We start from the raw sequence: 17,615 nt of genomic DNA, 5'->3' as shown, positions 1-17,615 counted from the left end.
AGGATACAAGCTATGAGGCCTGCCTTTAAACATGTTGTGCTGGCGCTCGGGTTTCTAGCCGCGACGGTGCCGGCTCTTGCCGATGACGGCCCGATCAAGATCGGCATCATCAGCAGTATCACTGGTCCGGCGGCGAATACCGGACAGCAGGAACTGGATGGCGCCCAGCTGGCTATCGACATGGCGAACAAGGCAGGCGGCATCAATGGCCGGCAGCTGCAGGGTGTCGTCTATGACGACAAATATGATCCGGCGACGGCGGCCGTCGGGATGACGACACTCGTCAATTCGGACAATGTTGTTGCGGTTGCCGGGTCCACTTCGTCTGCATCGGTCCTGGCCCTGGCTCCCATCGCTGCCAGGCTCAAGGTCGCTGATGTCTCCTTCGCAGCGTTGACGGGCAAGTTCACCAAGGAGCCGCCCGCGTGGATCTTCGGCATGTACCCGCCGGCGCCCATCGAGTCGGCGGCCATCCTGAAGTACCTTCTCAGCCAAAAGGACATTAAGAAAGTCGCGATCATCCACGATTCGGTGCCCTATGCGACAACCCTGCGGGATCAGTTCATGGCGGCGGCCAAGGAGGCGGGCCTCGAGATCATCGCGGTGGAAAGCTATCAGCCTCATGACACCGATTTCCAGCCCCAGCTGATCAAAATCCAGAGCGCCAAGCCCGATGTGATCGTCCAGTTCGGCGGCAGCATACCGCCGGCGATCATTGCCAAGACACGCTACCAGCTCGGCATCAAGACGCCGATGGTTGCCGGTTCTCCGGTTTTCGGGGTGGGATTGAAGAAGTTCAAGGAGATCGGTGGGGACGCAGCGGTAGAAGGTCTTGTAGCGTCCCTGTCTACGCTGGATGTGTACAAGACTTTGCCGGCCTCAGACCCTCGGACCCCCGCCATCCAGACCTTCGCGACCGCCTTCAAGGAGAAGTACGGCCGAGAACCGGTCAACTACAACGGACTCGGCTATGATGCCGTAAACCTCATCATCGATGCGATCAAACGCGCGGGAACCGACAGGGAGAAGATCCGCGATGCCCTCGAGGCCACGCAGAATTTTGCCGGCACGACGGCGGTGGTGAGCTTCAGTCCAACGAACCATATCGGCCCCACCCCGGAATCCCTGGTGATGGCCCAGGTCAAGGATGGGGCGCTGGTCGCTTTGCCATGACCGACCCCGTGCTGCACGACGTCGTTCGCCTCGCCATGTCCGCCTTGTCGCAAGGCTGTCTCTATGGTCTGGTGGCGATCGGATTCTCGCTTATCTACAATTCGACCTGCGTCATCAATTTCGCCCAGGGCGAATTCGTGATGCTGGGCGGCGTTCTAAGCTTTGCCGGGATTTATTACGGCCTCCCGTTGGCGCTGGCGGTGTTGCTGGCGATCATCCTGACCACCCTTGTGGGGCTGGCGTTGCAGCGTGTCATCATCTCGCCCCTGCATCGCCGTCACGCGCCGTCCTTCAGCTATGCGTTTACCCTCTTCGGGATCTCCGTCATCCTCTCCAATCTGGTGCTGGTCACCGCCGGCAGCGAGGCGATTACGGTTCCGGCATTTACCAGCGGTCCACCGGTGGAAATCTTTACCGCGTTCGTCCAGCGGCAGAGCCTTTGGCTGATCGCGGTAAGTCTTCTGGTAACGGCGGGACTGACCGTGTTCTGGACCTGTACACTTACCGGAAAAGCCATGCGCGCGGCCGCCATGGATCCTGCAGCCGCCCGGCTGGTGGGCATATCAATCAGCCGTGTCGTGGCGGCAGCCTATGCCTTGAGCGCCACTTTTGGGGCGATTGCCGGGGCCGTCTCGGCGCCGATCATCCTCACCGGCTACAATATCGGGCTGCCTCTGTTGGTGAAGGGATTCGTGGCGGCGATCATCGGCGGGTTCGGCAGCGTATTTGGCGCCATGATTGGGGGATTGGCCCTGGCGCTCATCGAAGCCTTCAGCAGCTACTTCATCAGCTCGACATATCGCGACGTCATTTCGTTCGTGGTCATGATTCTATTTCTCCTCGTGCTGCCTCATGGATTGTTTGGCCGCCGCACCGGGCATCGCTTGGAGATCTGATGCAGAAGATCCTTGCGCTTCGTCCGATGGCCTGGTGGGCACTCTTCATCGCTGCGGTGCTGACGGCCCCTCTCTGGGCCAATGACAGCCTCATCCTTCTGCTCGTCCTGGCCGGCCTCTACGGGATCACCGCCGTCGGGCTCGACATGCTTATCGGCTATGCTGGGCAGATCTCCTTCGGACAGGCTGGTTTCATCGCCATGGGCGCCTATGGCTCAGCTCTGCTCTCGATGAACACTGATCTCGCGCCCTGGCTGACGATTCCGCTCGCCGCCATCATCGTTGCTCTCTGTGCCTGGGTAATGGGCGCCATAATCCTGCGACTCAAGGGGCATTATCTCGCGATGGCGACCTTCGCGTTCGGCCAAGTCGTCTTTCTTCTCGTCGGCACCCTAGAGGTCACCGGTGGTGCCAGCGGCCTTTACGGCATTCCGCCGCTGTCGCTGTTCGGGACCGACATCGTCACGCCGACCCAGGCCTTTTTCCTGGCCTGGCTGATCTTTGCGGTGTGTCTCTTCGCTGCGTTGCGGATCAAGGACTCCCGTGTCGGCCGGGCACTTCTTGCCTTGCGCTATGATGAAACCGCCGCCTCAGCATGCGGCGTGAACGTGCATCTGATGAAGACCCATGTGTTTGCGCTCTCTGCTTTAATGGCTGGGATCGCCGGTGGCATCTTCGCCCACTATTTCAGCGTAGTCAGCGCCGATTCCTTCACCGTTCACCTCTCGATTTTGGTCATGGCGATTGTGGTTGTCGGCGGCATGGGCACTGCATGGGGTACGGTGATCGGTACGTTGCTGCTGACGGTCGTTCCGGGCCTCCTGCTCACCTCGACCCGCTATAATGGTCTTCTCTATGGCGTCATCTACATTGCTGTCTTCCTGTTGTTTCCCCAGGGTATAGCAGGGGCTCTCACACAGTTCAGGGACTCGGCTAGGGCATCTCCAAAGAAAGGTGACGCCGCTCCGAGCGCGCCTGTTGCGAGTGGCCAGCCATGACGGACCTGCTCGAGGTCAGCGACGTCTCGCGTCGGTTTGGCGGCCTGAATGCCCTGGATGGCGTTTCTTTCCGAATGCCGCGCAATGAGATCCGCGGCCTGATCGGTCCTAACGGTGCCGGCAAATCGACGTTGATGAACATCATCTGCGGCCATGATCGCGGTGCGACGGGAAGCATTCATTTCAATGGAGATCAGATCCGAGGCCGCAGAATCCACCAGATCGCCAGCCTCGGTATTGCCCGCGTCTTCCAGAATCCGCGTGTCTTTCCTGGTCTTACGGTGCTGCAGAATGTCATGGTCGGCTGCCATACCTGGTCTCGTTCCGGATTTGTTCGTGCGATCACGGGTTTGCCTGCAGGCCGTCGGGAGGAACGCGAGATCACCGCATTTGCCGAGAGCCTGCTCGAGGATCTCGGACTTTCGCCTTATGCGCTGGAACTTCCGCAGAACCTCGCTTATGGCCATCAGCGCATGGTGGAGATCGCGCGGGCACTCGCCAGTAGGCCGAAGCTGCTTCTGCTTGATGAGCCGGCGGCTGGTTTGAACCCCGCTGAGACCGACCGCCTTAAGCAGTTGCTCCTCGGCCTCAATGCATCTGGGTTGGCCCTACTTCTGGTCGAACACAACATGGATCTGGTCATGTCCCTCTGCGAGACCCTCACCGTGTTGAGCTTCGGGCGTGTCATTGCCGATGGCAGCCCGGCGGAGATTCGCGGCAACAGCGACGTGATCGATGTGTATCTCGGGAGCGCGCCCGTTGTTGCAGCTTGACCAGCTTGATGTTCTCTATGGCAAGATCCAGGCGCTGCGCAGCGTCAGCCTGGACCTTCAACGTGGCGAGGTCGTTGCCGTGCTAGGCGCCAATGGCGCCGGCAAGACGACAATGCTCAAGGCAATTTCACAGCTTGTGCCCATCAATGCCGGTTCGATCTGCTTCGAGGAGCAGCGAATCGATGCGAAATCGGCCGAGGACATCGTGCGAAGAGGAATTGCCCAGGTGCCCGAGGGTCGCCGGATTTTCTCCGACCTGTCCGTCGCCGACAATCTGGCACTTGGTGCCTATGCCGTTCGCGCCAAGCGTTATCAAACCGAGCGCGCCCACGCCTTGACGCAGGTCTATGAGCTGTTTCCGCGTCTTCTCGAAAGGCGGGATCAGAAAGGCGGCAGCCTCAGCGGTGGCGAACAACAGATGCTGGCCATTGGGCGGGCGCTGATGACTCTGCCGAGGCTGCTGATGCTCGACGAGCCGTCCCTGGGTCTGGCGCCGGTCCTCGTGGGCAACATCTACGCGGCGTTGACCCGGCTGAAAGAGAGCGGATTGACCATGCTCATCGTCGAGCAGAATGTCGCCTTCGCACGAATGCTGGCCGACAAGGCGATCGTCCTGGCGAACGGTCGCGTGGTCGCTGCCGGCCCCTTCGAGGAACTGGCTGCCAAGGGCGCCTTCGAGACGGCTTATCTCGGGCACAGTGCAAAGGGCGATCCATGAGCGTTCACGGCCCCATCCGCTCGCGGAAGCGAGCCCGGGCCGCTCCTTCCAGCGAGAAATTTCGCACGACCTGTCTCGGGAATGTCGCGTTCCAGAACGCCGCGATCAGCGATACCCTCTCAACATTAATGCGGGCAAGAAATGCATCTCCAGAACGCCGTTAACCTGGACGATATTCGCACCATGGCGAGGAGTCGGCTTCCCCGCATCGCTTTTGATTTCGTCGATGGGGGTGTTGACGGAGAGGAAGGGCTGGGCTGGAACGCCCAAGTTTTCCGCAAGTACTCCCTGCTGCCGCGTTATTGTATGGACGTCTCTAAGCGCGACCAGTCGGTGACACTCTTTGGGCATAGCTACAGCTCCCCGTTCGGCATCTGTCCCATGGGAATTCTTGGCCTCTTCCGACACGGCACGGACCTCATGCTCGCCGAGGCTGCCGCTGCGGCCAACGTTCCCTACGTCATGTCAAGCACCAGCAACGCCTCTCTTGAGGAAGCGGTAAAGGTCGCGCCGAACAACACATGGTTCCAGATCTACACGACCCGTGATGAGACCATCAGTTTCGATCTCATTCGCCGTGCGCGGGAAGCCGGCATCCAGAATCTGCTGATCACCGTCGACGTGCCAGTCAGCGTCAGACGCGAACGGAACATGCGTAATGGATTTTCCCGCCCTCTGAGGGTGACGCCTCGGATCGCTCTGGAATCTATAGCGCATCCGGGTTGGGTATATTCCTACTTCAAGAACGGTGGTCTGCCCCTGATGGCGAATTTTGCGCCCTACGCCAAGCCTGGGGCGACCGCTGATGAAGTGGCCGATGTCTATAGCACCCAGATCCCCAATAGCGGCCAGACCTGGTCGCTTGTCGAAAACATCAGGAAAGCCTGGCCGCACAACCTTATAATCAAGGGCATCCTTCACCCCGATGATGCTGCACGAGCGGTCGGATTGGGCGCCAACGGCCTTCTGGTATCCAATCACGGCGGGCGTCAGCTGGATCGCGCACCGGCGCCGATCGAGATGCTGGCCGAAATCAGGGCCGCTGTCGGAGATGAGATTCCGCTTCTGGTCGACAGTGGCATCCGCCGCGGCGCCGACATCATCATTGCCCGCTGCCTCGGCGCGACAATGGGCTTGTTTGGTCGGCCAGCCGTCTTCGGCGCGGTGGCCGGCGGTGTTGCGGGCGTGTCGAAGGTCATGTCGATCCTTCGCGCCCAAATCGATACCAATTTAGGACAGATGGGATGTTCCCGGTTCGAAGACCTTGGAATACAGTTTCTTCGCGACCGTCGCTGACTCTGGCAGATGTACAGGGGCAAACGCTAAGATGCGGAAACTCAGTGCTTCGCTGGGTCGAGATGAGTGTCGAAAACCATTAGATCCATAGGCACCTCATACCGGACCGCGGCTGCCTTCACGCCGCGTAGGTGATGCCGTGATGGTCCCCGAGCCTGGAGGGGATAGGACCTTTCCCACTTGAGCGCTGGAGCATGCAGGGTCAAAGCGGATCTCAAACACGGCAGACAGGCCCGGCTGAGCACAGAGGGGACAACCAGCACTAAGATAAAGGCGCGCCTATGCCTGACAGACTTAGCCCTTAACAGCCGCCTGCACTCCAGCGGCGAATGCGAAGTGCTGAACCTGCTTCACTTCCAAAGATATCAACGACTTGGAGGGTGGATGGTGGAGCCGAGGGGAATCGAACCCCTGACCTCATCATTGCGAACGATGCGCTCTCCCAACTGAGCTACGGCCCCGATCCGCGGGTATCTAGGCGTCAGCCCCCGGCCCTGTCAAGCAGCCCTCTCGGCCTCAGGGTTCCACTGCCGCACTTGCGTGGAATCAGTGCGACGGCTACATGTCGGGAGGCGCTTGCGGGTTAGGGTGAAATCAATAATGAATCCGATCTTGTGGTTGATCATTACAGTAATCAACATCTACATCTGGATCATCATTGCAGGTGCAATTCTGAGTTGGCTGGTCGCTTTCAACATCGTCAGCCCCAGCCAAAGCTTCATTCGTCAGATTGCCTATGCGATCGACGGTCTGACAGAGCCCGCCTTGGCGCCCATTCGGCGTTTCCTGCCTAATCTTGGCGGCTTGGACATCTCGCCACTGATCCTGATCGTGTTGCTGCTCTTCCTTGAAAGACTGGTGGTTTATCTTTTTTACGGCGCCGGAATCTGAGCGCGGACGGCGGTTATCCCTATCGCCTCTCGGATGACGGCTTGGTGCTGATTGTCCGCGTCACCCCAAACGCCAAGAGCGAGGGCACCGCTGGCATATGGCGAGGGGCCGACGGGACACCGGCACTTCAGCTGCGAGTGAGGTCGAAGCCTCAGGATGGCGCTGCCAATGCCGCGGTCGTAGCGCTCCTCTCGAAGACCTTGAATGTTCCAAAGTCACAGATTTCGATCATTTCTGGCTCCAAGGATCGACTGAAATCGGTGTTGGTCAAGGGCGATCCTCTGGCCCTGGAGGAGACCGTGAGGAGAACTGTTGATCGACTGTCCTCCTCACAACCGTGACCGCTCGTTTCCCGGATCATAGGGTGACTCCTCGATCACCACAGCGTCCCGCTGCTCGCCGAAGATGTTCACCTCCAATTGCGTGCCTGGCCGGGTGTCGCGACTTTCGATGAGCGCCATCGCGAGATCGCGGCCGAAATGATAGGAATAACCGCCGGAGGTGACGCGGCCGGTGAGCCGGCCTTCGACAGAGACACTCTCATGCGCGATGACGCTCGCATCCCCGCCGGGCGCGATCGAGAGGGGCACCAGTCGTCGCGAAGGGCCACCCTCATTTTTCTGGCTCAGCAGCGCATCGCGTCCGATGAAATCGCCCTTGTCGAAGTGGATGAACCGGTGCAATCCGCTTTCCAGGGCTGTCAGAGCAGGGTTCATGTCGCGATACATCGCGCGATATGATTTCTCCAGTCTCAGCGACTCCAGAGCCTCCACTCCGACGAGCCTGAGACCGTAGGCTTCGCCGGCATCGAGAACCTGCTGCAGCAGCATGCGCTGATAGGGCAGGGGATGATAGATCTCCCATCCGAGCTCGCCTTCATAATTGATCCGCAGGAAGCGGACGTCTCCGGCGAGCCCCATGTCGCCCACCTGCGCAGCGAGCCAAGGAAATGAGGAATTGCTGAGATCCACCTCGGTCAGTGTCTGCAGCAGGTCCCGGGCATGCGGCCCGACGATGGTGAAGCACCCACGTTCGTCCGTGACGTCGCGCAGGCTGAAATGGACGTCGGAGGGTAGGCTGCGCCTCAGGAGGTCGAAATTATGCCGCTGGGCCCGCGGCGTGCTGACGAGATAGAAGAACTCCTCCCCCAAGCGGGTGACGGTGTACTCGGCGAGCACCGTACCTTTGGGTGAAAGCTGATGCGCGAGGCAGATTCGGCCGACGGAAGGCAGGCGATTTGCCAGGATCCGATCGAGCCAGGCAGATGCGCCAGGACCTGAAACCTCGAATTTGGTCATCGGCGTCAGCTCGACGAAGCCAACGCCGTTGCGCACGGCGGCCACTTCGGCGGCGACGTGGATCCCATGCTTCGTCTGGCGATGGCTGTAGTCCTGGACCGCTTCCACGCCTTCCGGTGCATACCAGCGCGGGATCTCCCAGCCGTTCATCACGCCCCACACGGCCCCCCGGCTCCCGAGCAGGTCATAGGAAGGGGCGGTCTTCGCCGGCCGCGCTGCAGCCAGGTCCTCGCCTGGAAAATGCAGATCGGCATGCGTGCCCCAGGCCTCCTGGACCTTGAGCTTGGTCCACGCCTTGTTGGCGTAGGCACCAAAGCGCCTTGGGTCGATCTCCGACATGTCGACGCTGGTACCGCCCTCCACGATCCATTCCGCGAGATAATGGCCAAGGGTCCCGCCCCAGAGAATGCCGCCGGGCACCCCTTCTGCCAGCCACAGATTGTTCAGACCCCAAGCCGGGCCGGCCAGGGGCAACTCGTCGGGCGTCATCTGGAAGGGCCCTCGGACATTGCTCTTGATGCCGGCATTCGCAAGCGCAGGGACCGCGTTCAGCGCAGCATCCCAGTTCGCGGCGACAGCATCGAAATCCTCCGGCAACAGATCCGCTCCAAACCACTCTGGCACGCCATCGACGGCGAACAGCTTGAGATTTTCCACAGTCTCGTAGGGTCCGAACATGAGTCCATCGCCTTCCTCGCGCAGATAGCCGGCATAGGCTTCGTCGCGAAGGATGGGCATCTCTGGAAGCCCCTTCCTCTTCCGTTCGATGATCTGGGGAATGGCCTCGGTCACCCAATATTGGTGGATGATCGGGATCGCGGGCAGGTCCAGGCCGACTTTCGCGGCGGTCTGCCGAGCATAATTTCCGGTCGCGAGCACCAGATGCTCGCAGGTGATGGTTCCTTGATTGGTGGTGACCCGCCATTCGCCGCTGCCAAGCTGCTCGAAAGCCCGCGCTTCGGTATTGAGGTAGATCTTGGCTCCTCGGTCTCGGGCGCCCTTGGCCATTGCTTGAGTGACGTCGGCCGGCGCGACATGGCCGTCATCGGGGTGATACAGGCCCCCGAGCATGGTCCGATTGCCCTCGAGCAGCGGCGCCAGCTCTCGGATCTCGGCCGGGCTGACGATATGGGCTCTGATGCCTTGAGCGTCTGCTATGCCGATATAGCTGCGAAACTCATCCAGCCGGGTTTTTGTGTTCGCGACCCGCAGCTGGCCGCAGATATGCAGGCCAATATCTTGTCCCGTGTCGCCGTGTAGGCCTCCGTAGATCTCGAGCGTCTTGCTGACCATCCGGCCGAAATTATGCGAACGGCCATAGGAGACCAGAAGCCCTGCGGCATGCCAGGTGGAGCCGGCCGTGAGCTGGGTTCGCTCGAGAAGAGCGATGTCGCTCCAGCCTTTCTTGGCCAAGCCGTACAGGATGGCCGCGCCGACGCAACCACCTCCAATGACGACGACACGCGCGTGGGACTGCATGAAGCACCTCGAGGGACACTGGAAGGAAGGGCAGAGTGCAGCAGCCTTGGCGCGTCTTCAATGGGAACAATTCAACATCATCGAGACAGCTCGCCCTTGGACAGAGCCGGTCTTCTCCTCCCGGCCTCGACGCGACGTTGCAGAGCAGCAAGTAAATGCGTGAAGCAACTGCTCTCATCTTTACTTTAGAATTGTTATAATGAAAAACATTACGATTTGACAATTTCACGAATGGTTGACTACAGATCTCGATTGCTTTCGGAACATTTACGCTGATGAAAAGGGATGGATGAAATTGCTTCGGGATTATTTTGCCGCCGCCGTAGTGTGCGTTGCTGCCGTGTTCCAGCTGATAGGACCAGCGGAAGCGCGGGATGCCAGAAGCATAGTGGTCTACAATGCGCAGCATAAGTCCGTCGGTGAAGCCTGGGCGAAAGCGTTCACCAAGGAGACGGGGATTGAGGTCGTCCTCCGCCACGGGAACGATACCGAGCTCGGTAATCTTCTGATGCAGGAAGGTCCGGCCTCCCCAGCCGACGTCTTCTTGACCGAGAATTCCCCGGCAATGGCTCTGGTCGAGAATGCCGGCCTGTTTGCGCCCCTTGCACCTGACACACTTGCACAGGTGCCGGAGACATTCCGGCCGGCACAAGGCCGCTGGACCGGCATCGCAGCGCGCTCGACCGTCTTTGCCTATGACAAGACGAAACTCACGGAAGAGGAGCTTCCGAAGTCCGTAATGGATTTGGCGGACGCACGCTGGAAGGGCCGCTGGGCCGCATCTCCCGCTGGCGCGGACTTCCAGGCGATTGTGAGCGCGATTCTGGAGTTGAAAGGCGAGCAAGCGACCGCGGCCTGGTTGAAGGCCATGAAGGACAACGCCACGCCCTATCGCGGCAACAGCGCGGCCATGAAGGCGGTGAACGCCGGAGAAGTCGAAGGTGCGCTGATCTATCACTATTACTGGTTCGGTGATCAGGCGCGCACGGGCGAAAACAGCAGGAATGTTGAGCTGCATTACTTCCGCAATCAGGACCCGGGAGCCTTTGTCAGCATTTCCGGTGGTGGCGTGCTTGCGTCCAGCCAGAATTCGGATGCGGCTCAGGCTTTCGTGAAATGGGTGACTGGCAAGAACGGCCAGAAGATCCTTGCGGAAGAAACCTTCGAATACGCCGTCGGAACCGGCATCGCGTCGAGCCCCGAGCTGGTGCCTCTTCAGGATTTGCAGGCCCCTGCCGTGGAGCCTTCCAAGCTCAACAGCCAGAAAGTGACCGAACTCATGACCGAGGCCGGTCTGCTTTGACAATGGAAAGCGCACGGCAGAGCGTTGAGGCACGCGTCATGCGCTGGGACCGATGAAAGGTCATCCTCTCCCCACGTCCGGTGTGACCCGAAGCGTCTCGACGACGCGACGGGAGACTCCGTTAACGACGCGCCTGATGTCTGGCGCCAATCTGCCGGTGCTCGCCGCCGCGGCACTTGTCTCGATCTTTGCGCTGGTGCCATTGCTTTTTGTGGCCTGGACGACGGTTCAGACGGGCTGGGAGACGGCTCTAAGCTTGATCATCCGCCCGAGAGTGGGCGAGCTCCTGGTCAACACTCTTTCTCTGGAACTCGTGGCGATCCCCCTTGCCATTGTCGTAGCCGTGTCCCTCGCATGGTTGACCGAGAGAACGGATCTCATCGGAGCACGCATTTGGGCATGGCTAGCCGTGACGCCGCTGGCCATTCCGGCCTTCGTCCACAGCTATGCCTGGGTGAGCCTTGTGCCGGGACTTCACGGGTTGAGCGCTGCGGTGCTGGTATCTGTTCTCGCCTATTTCCCCTTTGTCTATTTGCCCGTCGCAGCCCAGCTGAGGCGCCTCGATCCGTCCCTGGAGGATGCCTCGGCCTCCTTGGGCTTCGGCCGATGGTTGACCTTCGTCCGGGTGGTATTGCCTCAATTGCGTCTGGCGATCTGTGGCGGCTCTTTGCTGATTGGGCTGCATCTCCTGGGTGAGTATGGCCTGTTCGCGATGCTGCGCTTCGACACCTTCACCACGGCCATCGTTGACCAGTTCCAGTCGACCTATAACGGTCTCGCAGCGAACATGCTCGCCGGGGTTCTGGTCCTTTCCTGTCTCGGACTCCTGGTGCTCGAGGCCATGCTCCGGGGAAAGGAGCGTTACGCGCGCGTCGGATCGGGCGCGGCACCGATGATGATCCGTTGCCCCCTCGGGCGGCTGATGCCGCTGGGCCTCTTCCTGATCCTGCTGGTGACGGCGTTGTCCCTGGGCGTGCCCATGCTGACTCTCGGCCGATGGCTGGGCATAGGGGGCCTGGATGTCTGGCGCGGCGCGGTCGGGGGAGCATTGCTTCAGACGCTGGCTTATGCCCTTGCCGGTGGGCTCCTGGCGACGATTGCGGCGGCACCCATGGCGTGGCTCTCGGTGCGCTCGCCAAGCCCCCTGCAACGGATCCTCGAAGCCTGCCAATACTATGTGGGCTCATTGCCCGGCGTGGTGATTGCTCTTGCTCTGGCCACGTTGACCATAACATTCGCCATGCCGCTGTATCAGACCTCGCTCACTCTTCTCATGGCCTATCTCCTCCTCTTTTTGCCGCGCGCCTTGGTCAGTCTCAGGGCGAGTTTGGCATTAGCTCCGGTCGAGCTTGAGCAGGCTGCAATGGCCTTGGGCAGAACGCCCCTCCAGGCCATCTGCCAGGTCACGATGCGCCTGACCGCTCCGGGAGCGGCCGCCAGCATGGCACTCGTGGGGCTGGGAGTGACGAACGAGCTCACCGCCACACTCTTGCTGTCGCCGAGCGGCACGTACACCCTTGCCACCGAATTCTGGGCGCTCACCGCGGAAATTGACTATGTCTCTGCCGCGCCCTATGCGCTGCTGATGATCCTGCTGTCCCTGCCCATGACGCTGATTTTGCACGCCCAATCGAAATGGGCCACTGGACGATGATTCTCCTGAAGATCGAAGGCCTGAGCAAAAGCTACGGTGCTGTCACGGCTCTCAGCGATGTAAACCTGGAAATCCCGACAGGCACGCGCACCGCTGTCGTCGGAGCTTCTGGCTCGGGAAAGACGACCCTGTTGCGGCTGATCGCCGGTTTCGAGCGGCCCGACGCGGGCAGCATCACGCTGGATGGGCGACGGCTGGCGGATTCGACGCTCTCTATCCCGGCACATCGCCGGGGCATCGGCATCGTCACGCAGGATGGTGCCCTGTTTCCCCATCTCACCATTGGCCAGAACATCGGTTTCGGGATCGACCGCAGGGTGGTGCAGCGCAAACAACGCATTCACCGTCTGATGGACATGGTCGAACTCGATTATTCCATGCGCGACCGGCGCCCTCATGAGATCTCCGGAGGTCAGCAGCAACGCGTGGCCCTCGCCCGCGCCTTGGCACGAGAACCTCGGCTGATGCTTCTCGACGAGCCCTTCTCTGCTCTCGATGCGGCCCTGAGAGACATGACGCGCCGATCGGTGGCTGCGATCCTTGCCGCGGCCGGCATCACGACGATCCTCGTGACCCATGATCAGGCGGAAGCTCTGTCCTTCGCCGACCAGATTGCGGTGTTGCGCTCGGGCCATCTTGCCCAGATCGGGAGCCCCCGCGACCTCTATCTAAGGCCGTCGGACCCTGAAGTAGCCAATTTTATCGGTAGTGCCCTTATCGTACCCGCCCAGTTGTTGGGTGATGTCGCCGATTGCGTCCTTGGCCGGATTCCGATCGATGCGACGGAGCGGAAGGGTATGGCGCAAATCATGGTGCGTCCTGAACAAGTGAGACTGATGCCATCGACAGCCATGGAAGCGGATGCTGTCGTCACGGATGTCGAATTCGCCGGTTCGTCCTGTCTTGTCTCTCTGTCGAGCGCCGAGGGGAAGCCCGGAGAGCCCCCGCTGTCGATCCGAACAACGAATGCTGAGCTTCAGCCGATCGGCACGCCTGTTAAGTTTTCTGTGATCGGCAAGGCCCATGTGTTCGGTCGCTGAGACCCGGAAATTATGACGCGCTTCAATTTGCAGCCGACTTGGTCTAAAGCCGCGTCATGATCGAATCACCGAGCTACAGAGCCTTGGTTGTGGTGTTTGCCCTCACCGTCGCGACCATTGTCGCGGCTTGGGGGTTCCAGGTGATTGGCGGCTATATCCCCTGTGCGCTTTGCTACCGGCAACGCTGGCCATATTACATCGTAGCGATCTTGGCCCTGTTGCTCATGCTCGTCATCCGCAGTACCGGCAATGGAGCTTGGCTGCGCTGGGGCCTTTTGGTGCTGGCCGGCGTGATGATCGTCAGCGCGGGCCTCGGCATCCACCATGCCGGTGTCGAATGGACGTGGTGGGCTGGGCCCGCTGAATGCTCCGGAGGCGGAGGATTTGCCAATCCTGACAGCGTGCTTCCGGACCTGACGCGAGGTCGTGTTGTGAGCTGCACGGAAGCCCAATGGCGGCTCTTCGGCATCTCCTTCGCCGGATACAATGCCCTGATCTCGGCTGTAATTGCCCTCGTGGCCTTGTGGGGGTTCCTGAAGGCTGGCTCCGATAAGGCCTGAGGCGCCTAAGGTTCCAGCTCGCTGTCCCAGTAGAGATAATCCAACCAGCTTTCATGCAGAAAGTTTGGCGGAAACAATCGGCCGTTGGCATGGAGCTGATGGACGGTGGGCCGTGTTGGCTGATGGCTTGGCCACATGCGCGCCTGGTTTGGCATCATGCCGCCTTTGGCGAGATTGCAGGGCGAGCAGGCCGCGACGACGTTTTCCCACGTCGTCTGCCCTCCACGCGACCGTGGCGTCACGTGGTCGAAGGTCAGGTCATGATGGCTGCCGCAATACTGGCAGGTGAATTTGTCGCGAAGGAAGACGTTGAACCGGGTGAAGGCGGGGTAGCGGGCGGGCTTTACGTATTGCTTGAGAGAGACCACGCTTGGCAGCGCGAATTCGAAGGTCGGACTTCGAACGACCCGGTCGTAATGCGAGACGATGTTCACGCGATCGAGGAAGACCGCCTTCACCGCATCCTGCCAACACCAAAGGGAAAGTGGGTAGTAACTCAGGGGGCGGAAGTCCGCATTCAGGACCAGCGCCGGAAAATTCTGCGGTGATGTCGCGACGGCGTCCACCGATCTCCGCTCCTTCGGAGGGAATACAGTCTTGCCACCTGCTATTCCATCCAGAAACTAGAATCAAATCATAGCCAGTGTGCTGTACTATATCTGGTGTGACAGCGATGTGAAGCGACTCTCTGTTGCAGGTGAGGCTCTTCACCGAAGTGTCTCCACCAGGAAGCGACCGCCTGCGGCGACACCTTCTGGGGAAATCCCGTGACCCAGACCAGGACAGGACAGGCTGTCCACCGGAACTCCCAGCTCCCCCAGGAACGCCGCCGCCATCGGCATCGCCTGTACTGGAATCAGGTCGTCCAACGTCCCATGGATGAGCAGGACGGGCGGCTTCGATCGGATCTCGGACTTCAACATTTCCGCTCCTGCGAGTGCGCCGGAATAACCGAGGATGCCTGCAACTGCGCGGCTGCGTCGCAGGCCGACATGGAGCGCCATCATCGTTCCCTGGCTGAAACCCACCAGTGCAAGATCGGTTTCCTCGAGCCCGTAGCGCGCCAGCTCTTCGTCGATGAAGGCTTGCAATCCCGGTGCGGCCCGCTGGACGCCTGGCCATAGCTCATCCGGATGGATCCGCGGCAATGGAAACCACTGATATCCAAAACCGGCGCCTTCGCAGGGTTCCGGAGCATCCGGGCTCACAAAGGCCGCATCTGGGAGCATCGGCTGCCAGGCATCTGCCAGGCCGATGAGATCATCGCCATTTGCGCCATAGCCATGCAGCAGGATGACGAGCTTGGAGGCGGGCTTCCCGGACAGCGGGGCAAGGCGGGGCGTATGTGTCGTCATAGCGGGGATGTCTCCCGGATTGGCTGGGGCTTTAACGTCGCGTAGTAGGCCCAGATCAGCCGGGCTGCAACCGCGCGCCAGGGTCGCCAGGGCTCGGCGATCAACAGCATTTCCTTGGCGCTGGGTCGAGCTGGAAGCTCGAAAGCCACGGCCGCCGCCACCTGCAGGGCAAGGTCGCCCGCCGGCCATGCATCTTGTCGCCCGAGACATGCAAGAAGAAAGACATCAGCCGTCCACGGTCCGATCCCGGGAATGGCCATGAGCCGTTTTCGGACCTCATCATCGGGCAGGTGGACAAGTCCATCCACGTCGAGCAGGCCGTCGGCAATGGCTTGGCTGAGGTTGCGGATGGTGCGAATTTTCGCTGCCGACTGACCCACTGTCCGAAACTCTGCATCGGTGAGCGTCAGGATTCGCAGGGGATCGAGAGGTGCATGCTGCTCCACCATGCGTCCCCAGATCGCCTTGGCGCTGGCCAAAGAGATTTGCTGCTCCGTGATGATCCGCAGCAACCCAGCATAACCGCCGGGAAGGCGCCGAAGCGGCGGGAGGCCCGCGATCTGGAAGATAACCGAAAACCGGGGTTCGCTCGCGATAAGCGCGTCGATCCCCTCCTGGATGTGATCGAGACTTTCGATGGTGGAAAACATCCGCCGTGCCTATCTGATGTACGGATCGGCAACAAGATGCCTTCACAGTGTCGACGATGCGAAGACCAAGGTTCAGATTCGCCCCCAGTCCGAACGGCGAGCTCCATCTCGGACACGCCTTCTCCGCTCTGTTTACCCAAGCCCGGGCACGGCAGTCCGATGGCGATTTTATCCTGCGCATCGAGGACATTGATTTCATCCGCTGCCGGGCAGCCTATGCTGATGCGATCCTGGAGGATCTTCGGTGGCTGGGGATCGAATGGCTGGAACCCGTACGTCGCCAGTCGGACCATCTGGGCCTTTACCGTGACGCCCTGGCTCGCCTGGACCGGATGGGCTTGCTCTATCCCTGTTACGCCAGCCGCCAGCAAGTCCGCGACGCCCTGGTCGGCCGCAAGAACTGGCCTGTGGATCCGGACGGTGCGCCACTCTATCCAGGCCTTCATAAGGGGCTCTCGCGCGAAGAACGCGCCGAGCTCGAACGGACGGGCATGCCGGCGGCGTGGCGTCTCGATATGGATCGCGCGCTGGCGCGTCTCGACCAGCCCCTGACCTTCAGAGAGCAGGGCTCGGGTCCCCAAGGACAGGGCGGCCTCGTTCCGGCGCATCCGGAACGCTGGGGTGATCTGGTTCTCGGCCGCAGGGATATTGGGGTCAGCTATCATATTGCGGTGGTGATCGATGATGCCGAACAGGGCATCGAGGAAATCACCCGTGGCCAGGATCTCTTTCACGCGACAGGCGTTCACCGCCTGTTGCAGGCGCTGCTTGAACTGCCGGAGCCTACATACCGGCACCACCGCCTGATCGGCGACGAGATGGGTCGCAAATTATCGAAGAGCGCTCATGATCGCAGCCTGCGGTCCTTGCGGGAGGAAGGGCTTACGGCTGCCGAAGTCCGCGTCACCCTGGGCTTTCAGCCCTCTTGAAGTCTGTCGCGCGCTTTTTGCTCGGCGGCTTCGATGCCCTGCAGGATGAGGCGCTCCGCTTCGTTGGCATCGCCCCACCCGACGATCTCAACCCATTTCGTGCTTTCGAGATCTTTGTAGTGCTCGAAGAAGTGAGCGATCTGCTTCAGCAGGATGTCCGGCAGGTCCTGATAGCTGTGCACCTTATCATACATAGCCGTGAGCCGATTCGCCGGAACGGCGATGATCTTCTCGTCCTCGCCGGCCTCGTCGCGCATATGGAGCACGCCGACGGGACGACAGGCCATGACAGCGCCCGGCACGATCGAGCGCCGATTGGCAACGAGCACGTCCACCGGATCTCCGTCTTCGGACAATGTATGGGGGATGAAGCCGTAATTGCCCGGATAGCGCATCGAGGTATAAAGGAACCTGTCGACGAAGAGCGCCCCTGAGGCTTTGTCCATCTCATATTTGATGGGCTCGCCGCCGAGAGGGATCTCGACCACGACATTGACTTCCTTGGGAGGGTTCATTCCGATCGAGATTTCTTCGAGACGCATGGATCTTCCGAGCTGGGGATGGGTGGATTGTGCGGCGCACAAGAGCCGATCTTTAGAATT

Annotated in this window: 18 protein-coding genes and 1 tRNA gene; 13 read left to right on the top strand and 6 right to left on the bottom strand. The window is 60.6% G+C overall.

Going from position 1 to position 17,615, the window contains the following annotated elements:
• Nucleotides 1–12 precede the first annotated feature (12 nt).
• The 6 genes from FKM97_RS21660 to FKM97_RS21635 all read left to right on the top strand — a co-directional run bounded on the left by FKM97_RS21660 (nucleotide 13) and on the right by FKM97_RS21635 (nucleotide 5,854).
• Nucleotides 13–1,173, top strand: coding sequence for an ABC transporter substrate-binding protein (locus FKM97_RS21660; protein ID WP_144294528.1), 1,161 nt, complete (start codon nucleotides 13–15; stop codon nucleotides 1,171–1,173).
• The gene (locus FKM97_RS21655) at nucleotides 1,170–2,069 is read left to right on the top strand and encodes a branched-chain amino acid ABC transporter permease (protein WP_144294527.1); all 900 of its coding nucleotides are present in this window, start codon (nucleotides 1,170–1,172) and stop codon (nucleotides 2,067–2,069) included. The genes FKM97_RS21660 and FKM97_RS21655 overlap by 4 nt, the downstream gene beginning before the upstream one ends.
• On the top strand, nucleotides 2,069–3,067 hold the full coding sequence (locus FKM97_RS21650; protein WP_144294526.1) for a branched-chain amino acid ABC transporter permease: 999 nt from the start codon (nucleotides 2,069–2,071) through the stop codon (nucleotides 3,065–3,067). The genes FKM97_RS21655 and FKM97_RS21650 overlap by 1 nt, the downstream gene beginning before the upstream one ends.
• Nucleotides 3,064–3,840: an ABC transporter ATP-binding protein gene (locus FKM97_RS21645; protein ID WP_144294525.1), complete on the top strand. Its 777-nt coding sequence runs from the start codon at nucleotides 3,064–3,066 to the stop codon at nucleotides 3,838–3,840. The genes FKM97_RS21650 and FKM97_RS21645 overlap by 4 nt, the downstream gene beginning before the upstream one ends.
• Nucleotides 3,827–4,558 (top strand): ABC transporter ATP-binding protein, encoded by a 732-nt coding sequence (locus FKM97_RS21640; RefSeq protein ID WP_205015259.1) that lies wholly within the window; start codon nucleotides 3,827–3,829, stop codon nucleotides 4,556–4,558. The genes FKM97_RS21645 and FKM97_RS21640 overlap by 14 nt, the downstream gene beginning before the upstream one ends.
• A gap of 183 nt (nucleotides 4,559–4,741) precedes the next feature.
• The gene (locus FKM97_RS21635; protein WP_205015258.1) at nucleotides 4,742–5,854 is read left to right on the top strand and encodes an alpha-hydroxy acid oxidase; all 1,113 of its coding nucleotides are present in this window, start codon (nucleotides 4,742–4,744) and stop codon (nucleotides 5,852–5,854) included.
• Nucleotides 5,855–6,239: 385 nt separating this feature from the next.
• Here the strand turns inward: FKM97_RS21635 and FKM97_RS21630 are convergent.
• Nucleotides 6,240–6,315, bottom strand: a tRNA-Ala gene (locus tag FKM97_RS21630).
• 139 nt (nucleotides 6,316–6,454) lie between these two features.
• Here FKM97_RS21630 and FKM97_RS21625 point away from each other — a divergent pair.
• The gene (locus FKM97_RS21625) at nucleotides 6,455–6,745 is read left to right on the top strand and encodes a YggT family protein (RefSeq protein ID WP_144294522.1); all 291 of its coding nucleotides are present in this window, start codon (nucleotides 6,455–6,457) and stop codon (nucleotides 6,743–6,745) included.
• Between the two features lie 44 nt (nucleotides 6,746–6,789).
• Nucleotides 6,790–7,086 (top strand): ACR/YggU family protein, encoded by a 297-nt coding sequence (locus FKM97_RS21620; protein WP_246105213.1) that lies wholly within the window; start codon nucleotides 6,790–6,792, stop codon nucleotides 7,084–7,086.
• On the opposite strand, the gene FKM97_RS21615 is transcribed toward FKM97_RS21620, so the two are convergent.
• Nucleotides 7,075–9,522 carry a GcvT family protein gene (locus tag FKM97_RS21615; RefSeq protein ID WP_144294520.1) on the bottom strand — a complete coding sequence of 816 codons (2,448 nt, stop codon included), beginning with the start codon at nucleotides 9,520–9,522 and terminating at the stop codon, nucleotides 7,075–7,077. The genes FKM97_RS21620 and FKM97_RS21615 overlap by 12 nt on opposite strands.
• Before the next feature lie 289 nt (nucleotides 9,523–9,811).
• Between FKM97_RS21615 and FKM97_RS21610 the strand changes: the two genes are divergently transcribed.
• The 4 genes from FKM97_RS21610 to FKM97_RS21595 all read left to right on the top strand — a co-directional run bounded on the left by FKM97_RS21610 (nucleotide 9,812) and on the right by FKM97_RS21595 (nucleotide 14,079).
• Entirely contained in the window at nucleotides 9,812–10,825 is a 1,014-nt protein-coding gene (locus tag FKM97_RS21610) for an iron ABC transporter substrate-binding protein (RefSeq protein ID WP_144294519.1), read from the top strand.
• A gap of 136 nt (nucleotides 10,826–10,961) precedes the next feature.
• The gene (locus tag FKM97_RS21605; protein WP_170241056.1) at nucleotides 10,962–12,479 is read left to right on the top strand and encodes an ABC transporter permease; all 1,518 of its coding nucleotides are present in this window, start codon (nucleotides 10,962–10,964) and stop codon (nucleotides 12,477–12,479) included.
• On the top strand, nucleotides 12,476–13,519 hold the full coding sequence (locus tag FKM97_RS21600; protein WP_144294517.1) for an ABC transporter ATP-binding protein: 1,044 nt from the start codon (nucleotides 12,476–12,478) through the stop codon (nucleotides 13,517–13,519). The genes FKM97_RS21605 and FKM97_RS21600 overlap by 4 nt, the downstream gene beginning before the upstream one ends.
• A 56-nt stretch (nucleotides 13,520–13,575) precedes the next feature.
• The gene (locus tag FKM97_RS21595; protein WP_144294516.1) at nucleotides 13,576–14,079 is read left to right on the top strand and encodes a disulfide bond formation protein B; all 504 of its coding nucleotides are present in this window, start codon (nucleotides 13,576–13,578) and stop codon (nucleotides 14,077–14,079) included.
• A 5-nt stretch (nucleotides 14,080–14,084) separates the two neighbouring features.
• Here the strand turns inward: FKM97_RS21595 and FKM97_RS21590 are convergent, their stop codons facing one another.
• The 3 genes from FKM97_RS21590 to FKM97_RS21580 form a co-directional block, all read right to left on the bottom strand.
• Entirely contained in the window at nucleotides 14,085–14,645 is a 561-nt protein-coding gene (locus tag FKM97_RS21590) for an HNH endonuclease (protein ID WP_144294515.1), read from the bottom strand.
• A 141-nt stretch (nucleotides 14,646–14,786) separates the two neighbouring features.
• On the bottom strand, nucleotides 14,787–15,434 hold the full coding sequence (locus FKM97_RS21585) for an alpha/beta hydrolase (RefSeq protein WP_144294514.1): 648 nt from the start codon (nucleotides 15,432–15,434) through the stop codon (nucleotides 14,787–14,789).
• Nucleotides 15,431–16,084: a DNA-3-methyladenine glycosylase family protein gene (locus tag FKM97_RS21580; protein WP_144294513.1), complete on the bottom strand. Its 654-nt coding sequence runs from the start codon at nucleotides 16,082–16,084 to the stop codon at nucleotides 15,431–15,433. The genes FKM97_RS21585 and FKM97_RS21580 overlap by 4 nt, the downstream gene beginning before the upstream one ends.
• Before the next feature lie 56 nt (nucleotides 16,085–16,140).
• Between FKM97_RS21580 and gluQRS the strand changes: the two genes are divergently transcribed.
• The gene (gene gluQRS, locus FKM97_RS21575) at nucleotides 16,141–17,013 is read left to right on the top strand and encodes a tRNA glutamyl-Q(34) synthetase GluQRS (RefSeq protein WP_144294512.1); all 873 of its coding nucleotides are present in this window, start codon (nucleotides 16,141–16,143) and stop codon (nucleotides 17,011–17,013) included.
• Here the strand turns inward: gluQRS and ppa are convergent.
• The gene (ppa, locus tag FKM97_RS21570) at nucleotides 17,001–17,555 is read right to left on the bottom strand and encodes an inorganic diphosphatase (protein WP_144294511.1); all 555 of its coding nucleotides are present in this window, start codon (nucleotides 17,553–17,555) and stop codon (nucleotides 17,001–17,003) included. The two genes, gluQRS and ppa, sit on opposite strands and share 13 nt — an antisense overlap.
• Nucleotides 17,556–17,615 lie beyond the last annotated feature (60 nt).

The sequence above is a fragment of the Rhodoligotrophos appendicifer genome (genome assembly GCF_007474605.1).
Lineage (GTDB): Bacteria > Pseudomonadota > Alphaproteobacteria > Rhizobiales > Im1 > Rhodoligotrophos > Rhodoligotrophos appendicifer.
The sequence above is the reverse complement of the archived record's forward strand: the minus strand, read 5'-3'. Positions and strand labels throughout refer to the sequence as shown.